Raw genomic sequence first — 14,450 nt, forward strand, 5'->3', positions numbered from 1 at the left:
AAACTTGGTAATTTTTTATAAAAATATTTTTGGATTTTAAACCTAAAATATGGCACAAATAAAGGGGGCTTAAGCCCCCTTTATTTGTGCCATATTTTAGGTTTAAAATCCAAAAATATTTTTATAAAAAATTACCAAGTTTTCCTAGAAGGAAGCTTTTGAACAAATTCCACTATTCTCGGAACCTTGTAATACGAAAGCTTCTTCTTGCAAATTTCTATTAGTTCCTTGGAAGTTATCTTCTCGCCTTCCTTAAGCACTATAAAAGCTTTGACAATTTCTCCACTTATTGATCTTGGAACACCTACAACAGATACTTCGGCTACTGCCGGGTGTTCTGAAATAACGGTTTCAACTTCTCCGGCATAAACTTTAAACCCACCAACGAAAATTACGTCTGTTGTCCTGCCTACAAGTGAAAGATAGCCCTCTTCATCAAATTTGGCGATATCACTTGTGTTAAACCATCCATCCGCAAAATAACGCTCAGTAAGCTCATCATTGTGATAATAGGAAGAGGCGACGCTTTCTCCTCTTATCCAAAGCTGTCCCTCTTGGCCCGGGGGTAAAACAGCTCCCGTATCGTCACATATCTTTGATTCAACACAGGAGAGTAGTGTTCCAAGCTTCCCCGGTTTTATTCCATCGACTCCCGGAGCGAGGCTGACGACAGAAGACGCCTCTGTAAGTCCATATCCTTCAATAATAGGAACCCCCAATATCTCTGTGCATCTTTTTATATAGTTTTCCGGCAGTTTGTCCCCTCCGGAAAGTATGTATTTCAAATTTGATGTTTTGTCTAAACCTTGTCCGGCCGCTCCTAAAAGCAATGCTATCATTGTGGGAACTGCAGGAATTATAGTTACACTATTTTGTTTGATTATATTCCAAGTAGTTTTCGCAGGCATAAATGATTGTAGAGTTACTTGTGGTATCGCTTTAACAAGAGAGATTAACGAGCCTGAAAGAAAGCCAAAGGCGTTAAAGTTTGGCAAAGCATTTAGGAGTATATCATCTTCACTAATATCGCCGAGATGTTCTACACAAGAATCAATGACAGACAATAAGTTTGCGTGAGACAGAGCTACCGCTTTTGATTCCCCTGTTGTTCCAGATGTATAAAAAATAACTGCGTTATCCGTTGTTTCTCTCAGTGCAGCCCTTCCAGCAATTGTATCGCCGGGAGCAACCAATGAGGTAATGTAGCAGGGAATGCCCTCTTCTGAGATAAGAGGAGCGATGTTTTCACATCCCATAAAAGTAATCGCCGCAAAGACATCTGCATGAACCAGCTGTTTTATTAATGTTATATAAGCACCGCGGTAATCAATGGAAACAACTGTTCCCTGTAATCTCCAAATAGCGACGTTAAGAGCCAGGCTTATTGGAGAGTTTGGTAGCAATAACGCAATTTTTTGACCCGCTTTAAATCTGCTTTCCAAAAGCCTTTCTTCACACTCTTTTACAAGTTCAAGGAACGCACCGCGAGACCACCAAGTATTTTGCCAGCATAAAAAAGGCTCATTTGGTAGTCTTTCTAGATTTTCACTGATTATCTGTTCAAGTCTGATGGTCAAATAATCTCCTCCAATTTAAAGCTAAAGCATCAAAGCCATATATGCTTCCCATGCAGCCGAGAAAGGTAATAAGCTTTCAGGCACATCATAAGAAGGATGATGGAGTTTGTATTCAAGTCCTGTACCAAGGAGCATAAAGGTAGAAGGAACGTAAGAAGAAAAAAAGGAGAAATCTTCTCCTGAGAGAAGAGGTCGGTCTAACATGGTTATCCCATCTTCACCAAAAAAAGGCAGAGCTATCTCTAGGACTTTTTTAGTGAATTCCGGATCATTTTCAACATGTCCATAATTTGCTGAGTATTCTACGGATGCGTGCCCTTTGAAAGCTTTTGCCACTGTTGCGGAGATCTCTTCTATGCGACTTTGTACAAGATGGCGAGTTTCAGAACTAAAGGCTCGCAAAGTACCCCAGAGATTGGCGTGATCAGCGATTACGTTATAAGCACTTCCGGCCTCAATTTGCGGAAAAGAAACAACAACTGGATCGCGTGGGTCGAGATCTCTTGTCAGAGCGGATTGTATTGAAATTATAATATGTGCTGCAATGGTGACTGGGTCAACGGCTAGATGTGGTTCTGCAGCCCAGCCTGATACGCCTCTTATATCTATATGAATACGGTCTGAGAGAGCGGTCATTACACCTTTTCTGGTGAAAAGCTCTCCATAAGGCAGTTCTGGCCACCAGAGCAATCCCAAACAGTGTTCTATGTCGAATTCTTGAAAAAACTTGTTTTCAATTAAAGTTTTAGCTCCGCTCTTCCCTTCGGCTGCGGGTTGGAATAGCAATATTACTTTTCGTTTGAGTTTGTCTCTATGGATAGAAAGGAGTCTGGCTGCACCCAGAAGAGAGGCCATATGAGCATCTTGTCCGCAAGCATGCATTACTCCGGGGAGAGAAGAGGAAAAAGATAATCCGGTCTGCTCTTCTACTTCAACAGCATCCATTCCGGTGCGTAATAAAAGTCCGGGGCCGGGCAGATTCCTGCCAACCACTGCGACAACGCAAGTGGGAGAATCAAAGCCGGAAATAACCTCTATTCCGTCCATCTCTTTTAGTACACGGGTAATTTTGGAAGCAGTTATATGTTCTTCAAATGCCACTTCGGGGAACTGATGGAAATCTCTTCGCCAGTCAATAAGGTCGGAGCTGAATCTCTCTGCTTCTTTAAGCAGCTGTGGCCCCAAAAATGCCGGGTCAAATTTTTCCTTCATATGTGTACTCCCTCCCCCGTATAAAGACAGATTCTTTGCAGAAAATTTTCATAAGTTTAACACAGAATGAGTTTTGATTGTACTGTTATGGATTACTTCGCATATCAGGACACCTTTGTCTCTTTATGGTTAAGATAAGGTTAAGTATTTTTATCACAATAAAATAAGACAAATTGCTTAGATTATCTTTAAAATACCGGATAAGCTTGACATACATACTTTACGGTATGTATAATCCTCTCGTTAATTTAGTTTGATAAAAAAACTATGAAGGGTGGTGTATACCGGTTGGCACGTAAGACAAAAGAGATGGCCGAAGTAACCAAGCAGGAAATTTTAGAGTCAGCTTTAGATGCGTTCAGCGAGAGGAATTATTCCAACGTTACGATAGTTGAGATTGCAAAAAGAGCTAACCTTACTAAAGGGGCCGTCTATTGGCATTTTAAAAATAAAAAAGATATACTTGTACATCTCCTAAATGGATTGTTTGCATCAACCGGCGACACTATAGTAGAGATCTTTGAAAAGCCGGCATCTGTTTCAGAGATGCGTTCTTGTTTTAAAGAAGCACTATTAAAACCACTAACGGACAAAAAATATAGAAGAATGCACAAATTTTTCTCGCAAAGAGAAAGTTGGCCCGAATCAGCACAAAAACAAGCGGATAATCTCATAAAGGCAAATGTGAACAAAGAGAAAGAAGAGCTGAAAGCATTTCTAATAAAGGCACAAAAGAACAAGAAAATAAAAGAGGATGTTAATCCTCCAGCGGTGGCAACTCTTGTAACATACGTGTTTTTTGGCCTATTTCTTTTACAAGTTTCAGGCTTTTTACCGGAAGATTTTGTTGATGATACAGACTTTCTGTTTGATTCAATAAGTGCGAACTTGAATTTATAAAATAATCTGATTGATTTTAACAATAGAGAAAGTAATAAAGATTACAAAAAAATATATAAAATATTAGCTGTTAAAAACAGTGGCGAAGGAGAACGAAGTAAAAATGGATTTACTACAGGAGAACAGAAAGACAGAAGACAAGGCTAAAAAATGGCCACAACTGGTGCTAATAGTTATTCTCATATTGATTGCTATAGGCAGTATATATGCAAAAAAATATTATGACGAGAGAAAAGAAGCAAATATGGCAGCTACAGCCGTAAGGCCGTTGCCTACGGTAACCGTTGTGCCAGCTGTAGAAACAGACTTATTTGCACAAAAAGAGTATATAGGAAAAGTGGATGCTATCCAGAGCGTAGAAGTTAGGGCCCAAGTTGTCGGTGAAATTATAAAAGTTAATTTTAAAGAGGGCTCTATCGTAAAAGTAGGACAACCTCTTTATACATTGGATGCTCGTAAATATGAAGCAACAGTGACCCTTAGAAAAGGACAGCTTGCTCAAGCCAAAGCAGATTTAGACAGAGCTGAGAAATTTTTTGCTCGTTTAAAAAATGCAGATGAAAGAAGTGTTTCTAAAGCTGATTTTGATTCTGCAGAAAGTGCAGTTATGCAAGCACTTGCCGCAGTAGAACAGGCCAACGCCAACCTTAGGCTCGCAATGATTGACCTAGGAAACACTGTCATAAGGTCTCCTATTTCCGGACGTATAGGTGCAACGAATTTTACGAAAGGGAATTATATTTCTGCGACTTCCGGAGCACTTGCCACTATAGTTCAGATGGACCCAATCCGCGTGAAATTCTCTATGCCGGATAAGGACTACTTAAATCAACTGGCTATATTTAAAGAAAGCGGCTCTGTATACAATACAACCCTTAAACTCAGCAACGGAGACGTGATTACCGCATCCGGAGAGCGAGATTTTGAAGACAATCAGATGGATCAAAAAACAGGAAGCATGTCAATGCGCATAAGATTTAATAATCCTGAAGGACTCTTAATACCGGGCTCTATGGTTCGCATAGCCACAAAACAGGTTAAAAGCCAGCTTGTCATAGTGGTTCCTCAGACAGCACTTCTCGCTGATTCTGCAAGTGATTATGTATATGTGGTTGACAGTGATAATGTCATTAAGAAGGTCGAAATAACTTTGGGTACAGAAGTTGGATCAATGAGAGAAGTAACTTCCGGAATAAAAGCTGGTGACAGGGTTGTTACCACAGGCATCCAAAATATCCGTCCGGGAATAAAAGTTAATATAGCTGAGCCTGCAGAGAAGACAACTGCTTCCCTTGCATCTCAATCAGAAGCGGATAACAACATTGTGTCAGATGCTAACGGTAAAGATTCAGTCCTGTCTGATGATAAAAGCGAACCCGTTAAAAAAGAAGGTAATTAGCAGATGTTTTCAGATTTTTTTATAAAACGTCCCAGATTTGCGATGGTAATAGCTGCCCTGATGATGCTTTCAGGGCTCATCGTGGCTGTTTCTTTGCCTATTGAACAGTACCCTAACGTTACACCTCCCCAGATTCAAGTTAGCGGTACTTATCGAGGAGCTTCCGCTGAAGTTGTGACCAATACAGTCGCTGCTCCATTAGAAGAGGTTGTCAACGGCGTTGATGGAATGATTTATATGAACTCCAGCTCTTCTAATGATGGCTCTTACAGCTTGTCCGTCACATTTGCCACAGGGACAGATCCTGATATGGCACTTGTCAAAGTGCAAAATAGAGTTCAGCAGGCTACTCCTTTATTGCCAACAGAGGTTACTACTCAGGGGCTTACAGTTGAAAGCCGTTTTTCTGATACCTTGGGTTTTATTGGTTTAATATCTCCAAATGAAACTTACAGTTCGCTTGAATTGACAAACTATGCCAATGCAAACGTTAAAAATATTTTAAAACGTGTTCCCGGTATGGGAGATTGCCAAGTTTTCGGAGCGAAGTACAGTATGAGAGTTTGGCTTGATCCAGCACGTATTGCCTCATTGGGATTAAGTGTATCGGATGTATCAACTGCTATAGCAAGTCAAAATAGACAGGCTTCTATAGGTGCCGTGGGAGGAGCCCCGGGAAATGAAGATAGCCTTCTCGTTTACTCTCTTACAACAAAGGGACGCCTTGAATCCGTTGCGGATTTTGAAAATATTATTCTAAGAACTTCGGCACAGGGTGGACTAGTTAAATTAAAAGACGTTGCACGAGTTGAGCTTGGAGCGGAACAATATACCACAAGCGCCCAGTTGAACGGGAAACCCTCCGCCATGATGCTCCTTAGCCAAATGTCTGGTTCCAATGCTGTTCAGATAATGAGAAACGTCAGAAAAGAAATTGCAAAAATATCAGAAACTTTGCCTGAAGACATGCAATTTGTTGTTTCGTACGACTCCACTGCTTATGTCCGTGCAACAATGAGAGAAATATTCCAGACACTCATACTTACTTTTTTGCTTGTAGTTTTTGTTTGCTATCTTTTCTTGCAAGAGTGGAGGGTTACACTGGTTCCGGTTGCAGCCATTCCGACATCGCTTCTCGCTACATTTGTAGGGTTAGGAGCACTTGGGTACACCATCAATATCCTTACACTTTTTGGGATAGTACTTGTTATAGGGACGGTCGTTGATGATGCGATTGTCGTTGTTGAAAGAGTTCAATTTATCATGGATAGAGACGGCAGTTCTCCAAAGGAAGCAACTGCACAAGCAATGAAAGACATAACTGGAGCTATGGTAGCCACGACGCTAGTATTTCTTGCCATATTTGTCCCAGTAGCGTTCATGGAAGGAATTACGGGAATTATCTATCGTCAGTTTGCTGTAACGATTGCATTTGCTGTAACAGCATCTTTGGTTGTAGCACTAACACTTAGTCCAGCTATGTGTTCTCATATTTTGGTTAAAAGTGAACCGAAAGAGAGAAAGGGATTGTTGCGCTGGTTCAACAAAACCCTTGAAAAGTCTACAAATGGATACGTTAAAGGCGCAACTTATTTGGCAAGAAGATCTCTTGTTACCATTGCCTGTCTCCTAATGGTAATATTCTCAGCTACTATGGTTATGAAGCTTTCTCCGACAGAATTTATTCCGGATGAAGACCAGGGAGCCATATTTGCCGCAGTTCAGCTCCCAGAGGGCGCCACCCAGGTACGCACTAAGTCTGTAATGGATAAAGTGTTGTCCGACATAATGAATGTTCCAGGAGTGGCATACGCTGTTCAGATTATGGGTTATAACATAATGGGTGGGGCCGGCGAAAACGTTGCATCAATGGTTTTGCCCCTTGATGACTGGAGTAAAAGAGAGACTAAAGATAGAAGTTTGAGATCTATAGTCTCTAAAGTACGTGCTATTGCTGCCACAGTTCCTGAAGCACAATTCAGCGTTTTTACACCGCCCGCTATTTCAGGCCTGGGTGCTAGCGGAGGACTTGACATGAGACTTCAGTCGCGTCTTGAAAATAATCCGGAAAAATTAGCCATGGTATTAAGAGATTTGTTGGGCAAAATAAATCAATCCCCTGAATTTTTATATGCTTTTAGTACTTATACTGCTGATACTCCGCACCTGTTCCTCGATATAGACCGAGAGAAGGCTGAAATGTTGAATGTTCCTGTAGGAACAATCTTCTCTACATTACAGACATACTTCGGCTCAGCTTATATCAATAACATTAACATAGGTACAGAAGTCAACAAGGTTATGGTCCAGTCAGAGGGAGTTTATAGAAGCAATATGGATAAAATAGGAGAGATATTTGTAAATAGCACAACAGGAACTCCTGTCCCCCTAGATAGCCTCTTGACAGTAAAAAAGACACTTGCACCTCGCACCATCAGTAGATATAACCTTTATCCATCTGCCGCGATTACCATAGTTATGAATCAGGGATATTCCACCGGTCAGGGAATGGAAAAAATCCGCGAGTTAGCTAAAGGATTACCAACAGATTATAATTATGAATGGTCAGGCTTAAGCTATCAGCAACAAGATTCAACCGGCACCATAATAATGATTTTGGCAATTTCTCTGTTATTTGCCTACCTTTTCTTAGTAGCTCAATACGAAAGTTGGGTTGTGCCAGTCCCAGTTATACTGTCTCTTTCTGTTGCTATGCTTGGAGCACTATTGGGACTTTGGGTCATGGGCCTTTCAATCAGTATCTATGCACAGCTAGGGATACTGCTCTTGATAGGATTGGCCGCCAAAAACGCAATTCTTATAGTTGAATTTGCAAAAGAATTGCATGAAGAACAACAGATGCCTCTTATCGCAGCGGCAGCCGAAGCTGCAAGAGAGCGTTTCCGAGCGGTCTTAATGACAGCGTTCACCTGTGTTCTTGGAGTTCTCCCCATGCTTTTTGCAAGTGGAGCCGGAGCGAATAGTAGGGTACACGTCGGAACCACAATGGTTTTCGGGATGTTAGCGGCTACAGTCGTAGGAATCTTCTTGGTCCCCCCTCTCTACGTGCTCTTTGAGGGTGGAACGGAAGCTTTGCTAGGACGGTTGTCAAGCAAATCAAAAAAAGAAAAACAAATCAAATATGAAGATATATCTACCGAGGAAACAGAGGTAAAAACAGATGAATAAAACTAAAATCACACTGTTTACAGCAGTTATGCTACTTCTTTTTTCAACGAAAGTAGTGGCACAAACACCTGTAGAAGCAAGAATTATAGAGCTTTCTGAGGAGAAGTGGACAGAGCTTGCTTTAAGCAATCCTATTCCATCATTTTCAAAAGAAGATGCAAAAGCACCATCTGTCGTAAACTTGGCAAGCTGGTGGCAATCTCTTGGTGACAGCACTCTAACTAACCTTATAATGAACAGCTTGGAGAGCAACAAGGATCTTGCTTCTGCTCGTGCGAAGATAAAAGAAGCAAGAGCTGCTTTGGGAATAAACAAAGCAGCCATGCTCCCCTGGCTAGACACGTCAAATAGTTGGTCCGCTACGAGGTCTCCCCTCAATACTGGAGGAGAAAAAGTTGATACTTATCGACTCGGAGTGGATGCGTCTTGGGAAATAGACATATTCGGCGGACGTCGTGCCACCGTTGAGGCAGGAGTAGCAACTTTGGAGGCGCAATATGCGTTTTTGCATTCGACGTGGGTTACTCTATCCTCCGAGGTCGCAATTAACTATCTGAGTCTCAGAACTTTACAAGAACGTTTAGATGTAGCTAAGAATAATCTTGCCATACAGAAAGAGTCTTTGGAGATGCTCTCTTCGAGCTATAAGGCCGGTCTAACCGATGCACTGGCATATAATCAAGCAAAGTATATTTACGAACAGACAAACGCTTCTATACCCCCAATAGAAACATCTATTGAGAAGGTTAAGAATAACCTTGCCGTTCTTACCGGTGTTGTGCCGGGTACTCTCGAAGAGATGTTAAAGGACAAACAGTCTCTACCTAAGGGGGACACGCTTGAACTCGTAGGTATCCCGGCAGAAGCCCTTCGCCAGAGACCGGATATCTATTACGCTGAACGTCAGCTGGTTGCTCAGTTAGCTCGTACAAAATCAGCAAGAGCGGATTTGTGGCCTAAATTTCAACTTGTAGGTTCAATAGGAACAGAAGCTCTCAGCACGGGAGATTTGTTCAGCGGCCCCGCTAAGGCATATAGTTTTGGCCCCAGAATATCTTGGCCAATATTTCATTGGGGTGCCATAAAAAACAATATTCGGGTGCAGGGTGCAAAGGAAGAGCAGCTTCTTGCTACTTATGAAAAAACGATTTTAGAAGCAGTTGCAGAAGTTAGAAATGCTCTTACAGCAGAAGTGCAGGAGAGACAGCGTAATTCCTCATTAAAGCTAAGTGTGGACGCAGCTCGCGATGCTCTCTCTGTCGCAAATGATAAATATAAAAGTGGACTGACAGACTACAACAATGTTCTGTCTGCTCAAAAATCGTATCTTTCAGTGTCAGAGCAATATGTTATAAGCGAAGGTGAGATGGTTTCCAACATCGTTCGATTATACAAAGCACTGGGCGGCGGTTGGGAACCGATGAAATAAAGCAATATAAATATAGACTATAAAAACAAATATAGCGGAGGCAATATTGCCTCCGCTATATTTGTAAACTATAGATACTATTTAATTATAAGCTTTATAGCTTAACATCAATTATGGCAGTAACTCCCACGCCTTTAACTCGTTTAAACTGAGAGATAGGGATCTCTTTATCAATGGGGATTAGTGCTTGTGCCCGGATTTTCTGAAATTCACCTTCGAGTTGAGCAACGGCCTTTGTCCTGTCAAGTGCATCTTTTGTATTTGCTCCTACTTGTGCGGCTCCGATACGTGTTCCTGATCCTATGGATAAAATTGGAACGACCTTGGTAAATCCATCAAACTTCACACCTTTATTAAAAGTTATTGTGTTGATAAATTCGTCAAGTTGTGGAGCAAGAGCTTTTACTGCAGTTCCTCCGACGATGGTAATAGCGGCGTCCTTAAGGATACTGCCTAAATCAATCGCTGATGCGAGAGGGGCTGAAACGAACAAAATAGCAATGATTAAAAACGTTGAAAAAAGCTTTTTCATTTAATTATCACCAACCTTTCTTAATCTGATTATAGTATACAAAAAAATACTTTGTTACGTATTTATAACGAAAAAATCATAGTATTTCTATCTTTTAAAAATTAATATGAGAATATACCCGTATTTTCTACCTATATTTTATAACAAGCAATGGTGTATAATTTACCTTATACATAAAGCATATAAAGAGCCATTCTGTTGTGTAATATAGGATTAAAGGTGACTCTTTCGTAAATATTCGAAAGAGTTTCTCCTTTTTAAAAATCTTTGTTCTTTAATAAATTCACAAAAGCAAAAGTGTACAGGGGAGGATAAATTCATGTACGATCCAAAACAATTTCATGATACTACTTTCATAGACGACGAAGAGATACTTTCGACGCTTAAAGATGCGAAGGAGCTTGTCGAAGACAAGGAATATGTTCGGTCGCTCTTAGATAAAGCCAGAACATGCAAAGGACTTACTCACAGAGAAGCCGCTGTTCTTTTGGAGATAACTGATCCAAAACTGGAAGAAGAACTATTTCATCTGGCAAAAGAAATAAAAGAAAAGATTTACGGAAAAAGAATTGTACTTTTTGCACCCTTATATCTTTCGAACTACTGTATCAATAGATGTGAATATTGCGGATTTCATAAAGACAATACAGTCATGCTTAGAAAAAAACTTACCATGGAAGAGCTTGACGAAGAAGTAGAAGCGATTTTGGCTCTCGGACATAAACGGATAGCCATAGAATCGGGAGAAGACCCTGTGGAAACACCACTGGATTATATAATTAAATGTATAGAGCGTATTTATAAATATAAAAATAGCAAAGACGAGTCTATCCGCAGGATTAACGTAAATATTGCGGCTACTACGGTAGAAGAATATGAAAGATTAAAGGCGGCAGACGTCGGAACTTACATTCTTTTCCAAGAAACTTTTCACAGGCCAACTTATGCAAAAATGCACACAGTAGGCCCTAAAAGCAACTACGATTGGCACACGACTGCGTTGCACAGAGCACAGCAAGGCGGACTTGATGATGTAGGAACCGGAGTTCTATACGGGCTTTATGACTATAAATATGAGATGGTGGGACAGCTTATGCTAGCAGAACACATGGAGGAGATGTTCGGAGTAGGGCCTCATACTATATCCGTACCCCGTCTGCGCATGGCTGAGGGCGTTGACCTCAATAGTTTCCCATATCTTCTAACTGATGAAGAATTTCTAAGACTAATTGCAGTCATAAGAATTGCGACCCCATATACAGGTATGATTCTTTCTACAAGAGAGACTCCAGAAACCAGAAAGAAAGCTTTGGAGCTTGGGATATCGCAGGTTAGCGCTGCTTCATGTACGGGTATTGGAGGATATCATAAAGACATTGCACATGGCAGTTGTGACGATACAGCACAGTTTAAAGTTTCCGACGAGAGAACCCCGGAAGAGATACTTACGTGGCTATGCGAAGATGGATATATCCCCAGCTACTGTACTGCATGTTACAGGGAAGGACGCACTGGAGACCGTTTTATGTATCTTGCCAAATCCGGCGAAATAAAGAATATTTGCCAGCCTAATGCGTTGCTTACCTTAAAAGAATACTTGGTAGGTTATGCTTCGGAAGACTTAAAAGAGCTTGGCGAAAAAGTAATAGAGAAAGAAATAGAAAAGATAGCTGATGAAAAGACGAAAGAATTAACAAAAAAACAGTTGAAACAGATTGAAGAGGGAGTTCAAGATCTCTATTTTTAATTTGTTGATGAAATAGAAAGCGGGTGCTTTGGATATCTCCAAAGCACCCGCTTTTATTTTAGATGATACTAAACGGGGATTTTTTTAGGTGCTTTTAAAGTGGCAAGTATCGCCACAGAGATAGCAAGCACTACAGAAGAGACCAAGAACGGCGCAAAGAAAGAGCCGGTCATAGCCTGTAACTTCCCGCCAATGTATGGACCACAGAACCCTGCAAATCCAAATGCTGAGAAGAGCAGTCCATAATTAGAAGCTTGATTTGTTGGGCCGTAGTATTGCAATAAAGTTGCCGGAAAAAGTGTAAAAATTGATCCGTAGTTCCATCCTATAAGTCCGGCGCAAGCGGCAAGGAGAGCCGCAGATTTTCCTGCCGGGAACAGAAATAACATCGCAACTGTTTGAATTGCGAACAAAGTAACAAAAATCTTTTTTGTTCCTACTCTGTCGGCAAGAGGCCCTATCAAAATTCTAACTGCGGCATTAAAAACAGCAAGTGCGCTTGCAGCAAAAGATGCGGACATGGCAATGTTCTTAGCAACGTCATCTGGAACAGCCGTTAAAGCGTCAATCCCTTCCCTTGCGGCATAAGCTATTGTCATGGCGTCAATGCCGTGCTTAGCGATTAATCCTATAACCATTAATCCTGCAAATGATCCTCCGAAATAAGTGAGCCAAAGCAACCAGAATTGAGGAGTTTTTCGCGTTTCTTCATGTGTATAATCTCTATAATTCTGTGGCACACCTTCAGATGATGTTTGAGGAGGGTTCCAACCAGCCGGTTTGTAGCCTTTCGGAGGCTCTTTTAAGCACATCGCGGCAAAAACCACAATTACTCCCATTGCAATTCCCATGTATTTAAAAACAGGCAGAGCACTTCCGAAGTGATTTATCATGCTTGTAGACACAGGAGCCATTACAAAAGAGCCTAGCCCTATACCAACGACAGCGAACCCTGTAGCAAGAGCTCTTTTATCCGGCCACCATTTCGGCGCAGTTGCTATTGGGGGGAGATAGACACAAGCTCCTCCGAACCCTGCAATAATTCCGTAGTATATATACAAAAGATAAAGTGGGAGCTTGCTAGTGGATTGTGTGGCTCCATCTCCGGTCAAAAGTGCAGGATCAGGAGGTGTGATGGTTGAAACTAAAAAGAAACCCAATGCCATTACAATCCCACCCATAAGGACAACTTTTCTAGGACCGAATTTATCGCTCAAACGTCCGGCTGGAAGAGTCATGAGCCCAAGCACCAAACATATCAGAGAATAGGCCAGTGTAACTTCGGGTACTGTCCATCCGAACTGTACTTGTAAGGGGCGTATAAATACGCTAAAAGCATAAAGAAGCATTCCGCAAGTGATACTGCCAAGAAGTCCTCCCAATAAGGGAATCCAACGTGGAAAAGTTTTTTCTGTTTTTGACATTAAAATTCTCCTTTTGAAATAGGGTAAAGTTTAAACTGTTGAGGGGTATTATTACAGAGAATCAAAGATAAAACAATATGGCTTGTCAGTTTTTTCATAAATTTTACGGTTTTTTGTAGTTGTCATATAATTTTAGAAAGCGAAAGAACTTTACAAGGATTGCAGATAAGCGTGGAAAGTTAAAGTAAAATCGCTAATCGCTAACTAAATACATGAGAAATGTATATCAAACTGATATAATAGAAAAAATTAAGAGGATTTAGAATAAAAATATAATTATACAGTTAATAAAGATGCCACAAAGTTCTGTCTCTGTTTTTAAAAACCCACTTAAATAAGTTATTTAAGTAAAATTCTACGCTATAAGATGAAGCTGGAATTACAAACCTTTTTAATTACACTAGAGAGATGGCAGAAATGTTTATAAAAAACAAAGCCCCGGCACTTGTCCTTACTGAACTGCTCATAGTAATCATAATAATTGTGATTCTCTCCTTTTCTATTTTCATGGCCTATGTACGCTTTTTGGAAAAAACTGAATTGGCTTTTGATCGTTCGAATATTGCTATATTGAATTCTGCAACAAAGATATATAGGAGTATTAATTATGACTATAAATCTATGAATGCTAAAGATCTTTTTGTGAATATTGATACAGATGAAAAAAGGATAGAGGCTTTGGTTAGAAGCAAGTGTTTGACAAATATGGTGACACCTATGCATGAGGGAGCCAAATACAAATGGTCGGTTCCCGATCAGCTTTGGGTTTTAAAAATATCAAAAGACTTTCCTCCTTTAACACCCCTAGGAGACAACTTTTCAGAAATAGTTCCAAATATTATAGAGAAAATGACAGAGAGATTTAATGAAAGTGGCAGTTACGGTCTTACTTGGGGAGACAGAAGATGGACGGATATAGGATTAGATCCTGATGATTGGAAGGATAAACCAATCAACCATCTTTATTTCACTCCCGGTGGAGCAACGCTGAGAATAACCATTGAAAATGGCTACTCTTTGAGATTTCAAGATGTATATGGG

At 40.6% G+C, this 14,450-nt stretch carries 10 protein-coding genes; 6 read left to right on the forward strand and 4 right to left on the reverse strand.

Features of this window, described 5'->3' with window-relative positions; translation table 11 throughout:
• Positions 1–131 precede the first annotated feature (131 nt).
• Positions 132–1,577, reverse strand: a complete 1,446-nt coding sequence (locus GXZ13_05425; protein ID NLX75254.1) for a long-chain fatty acid--CoA ligase — start codon at positions 1,575–1,577, stop codon at positions 132–134.
• A 21-nt stretch (positions 1,578–1,598) separates the two neighbouring features.
• Entirely contained in the window at positions 1,599–2,789 is a 1,191-nt protein-coding gene (locus GXZ13_05430; GenBank protein NLX75255.1) for an amidohydrolase, read from the reverse strand.
• A gap of 267 nt (positions 2,790–3,056) precedes the next feature.
• On the opposite strand from GXZ13_05430, the gene GXZ13_05435 reads away from it, so the two are divergent.
• The 4 genes from GXZ13_05435 to GXZ13_05450 all read left to right on the forward strand — a co-directional run bounded on the left by GXZ13_05435 (position 3,057) and on the right by GXZ13_05450 (position 9,706).
• The gene (locus GXZ13_05435) at positions 3,057–3,689 is read left to right on the forward strand and encodes a TetR family transcriptional regulator (GenBank protein NLX75256.1); all 633 of its coding nucleotides are present in this window, start codon (positions 3,057–3,059) and stop codon (positions 3,687–3,689) included.
• Positions 3,690–3,792: 103 nt separating this feature from the next.
• Positions 3,793–5,088, forward strand: coding sequence for an efflux RND transporter periplasmic adaptor subunit (locus GXZ13_05440; protein ID NLX75257.1), 1,296 nt, complete (start codon positions 3,793–3,795; stop codon positions 5,086–5,088).
• Between the two features lie 3 nt (positions 5,089–5,091).
• Entirely contained in the window at positions 5,092–8,277 is a 3,186-nt protein-coding gene (locus tag GXZ13_05445) for an efflux RND transporter permease subunit (GenBank protein NLX75258.1), read from the forward strand.
• Positions 8,270–9,706, forward strand: a complete 1,437-nt coding sequence (locus GXZ13_05450; protein NLX75259.1) for an efflux transporter outer membrane subunit — start codon at positions 8,270–8,272, stop codon at positions 9,704–9,706. Before GXZ13_05445 ends, GXZ13_05450 begins: the two co-directional genes overlap by 8 nt.
• Positions 9,707–9,800: 94 nt before the next feature.
• Here GXZ13_05450 and GXZ13_05455 read toward each other — a convergent pair whose 3' ends face one another.
• Positions 9,801–10,238, reverse strand: coding sequence for a hypothetical protein (locus GXZ13_05455; protein NLX75260.1), 438 nt, complete (start codon positions 10,236–10,238; stop codon positions 9,801–9,803).
• Positions 10,239–10,557: 319 nt separating this feature from the next.
• On the opposite strand from GXZ13_05455, the gene hydG reads away from it, so the two are divergent.
• Positions 10,558–11,985: a [FeFe] hydrogenase H-cluster radical SAM maturase HydG gene (gene hydG, locus GXZ13_05460; GenBank protein NLX75261.1), complete on the forward strand. Its 1,428-nt coding sequence runs from the start codon at positions 10,558–10,560 to the stop codon at positions 11,983–11,985.
• A gap of 68 nt (positions 11,986–12,053) precedes the next feature.
• Here the strand turns inward: hydG and GXZ13_05465 are convergent, their stop codons facing one another.
• The gene (locus tag GXZ13_05465; GenBank protein ID NLX75262.1) at positions 12,054–13,409 is read right to left on the reverse strand and encodes an OFA family MFS transporter; all 1,356 of its coding nucleotides are present in this window, start codon (positions 13,407–13,409) and stop codon (positions 12,054–12,056) included.
• Between the two features lie 417 nt (positions 13,410–13,826).
• Here GXZ13_05465 and GXZ13_05470 point away from each other — a divergent pair.
• Positions 13,827–14,450, forward strand: a 624-nt coding sequence (locus GXZ13_05470) for a hypothetical protein (GenBank protein ID NLX75263.1), incomplete at its 3' end; no start/stop codon positions are given.

It is taken from the genome of Synergistaceae bacterium (assembly GCA_012728235.1).
Lineage (GTDB): Bacteria > Synergistota > Synergistia > Synergistales > Synergistaceae > JAAYFL01.

Bases quoted from the DNA above. Each gene is read 5' to 3' on its own strand.
- GXZ13_05430 (NLX75255.1), bottom strand. From the start codon at position 2,789: ATGAAGGAAAAATTTGACCCGGCATTTTTGGGGCCACAGCTGCTTAAA.
- GXZ13_05435 (NLX75256.1), top strand. From the start codon at position 3,057: ATGAAGGGTGGTGTATACCGGTTGGCACGTAAGACAAAAGAGATGGCC.
- GXZ13_05440 (NLX75257.1), top strand. From the start codon at position 3,793: ATGGATTTACTACAGGAGAACAGAAAGACAGAAGACAAGGCTAAAAAA.
- GXZ13_05445 (NLX75258.1), top strand. From the start codon at position 5,092: ATGTTTTCAGATTTTTTTATAAAACGTCCCAGATTTGCGATGGTAATA.
- GXZ13_05450 (NLX75259.1), top strand. From the start codon at position 8,270: ATGAATAAAACTAAAATCACACTGTTTACAGCAGTTATGCTACTTCTT.
- GXZ13_05455 (NLX75260.1), bottom strand. From the start codon at position 10,238: ATGAAAAAGCTTTTTTCAACGTTTTTAATCATTGCTATTTTGTTCGTT.
- hydG (NLX75261.1), top strand. From the start codon at position 10,558: ATGTACGATCCAAAACAATTTCATGATACTACTTTCATAGACGACGAA.
- GXZ13_05465 (NLX75262.1), bottom strand. From the start codon at position 13,409: ATGTCAAAAACAGAAAAAACTTTTCCACGTTGGATTCCCTTATTGGGA.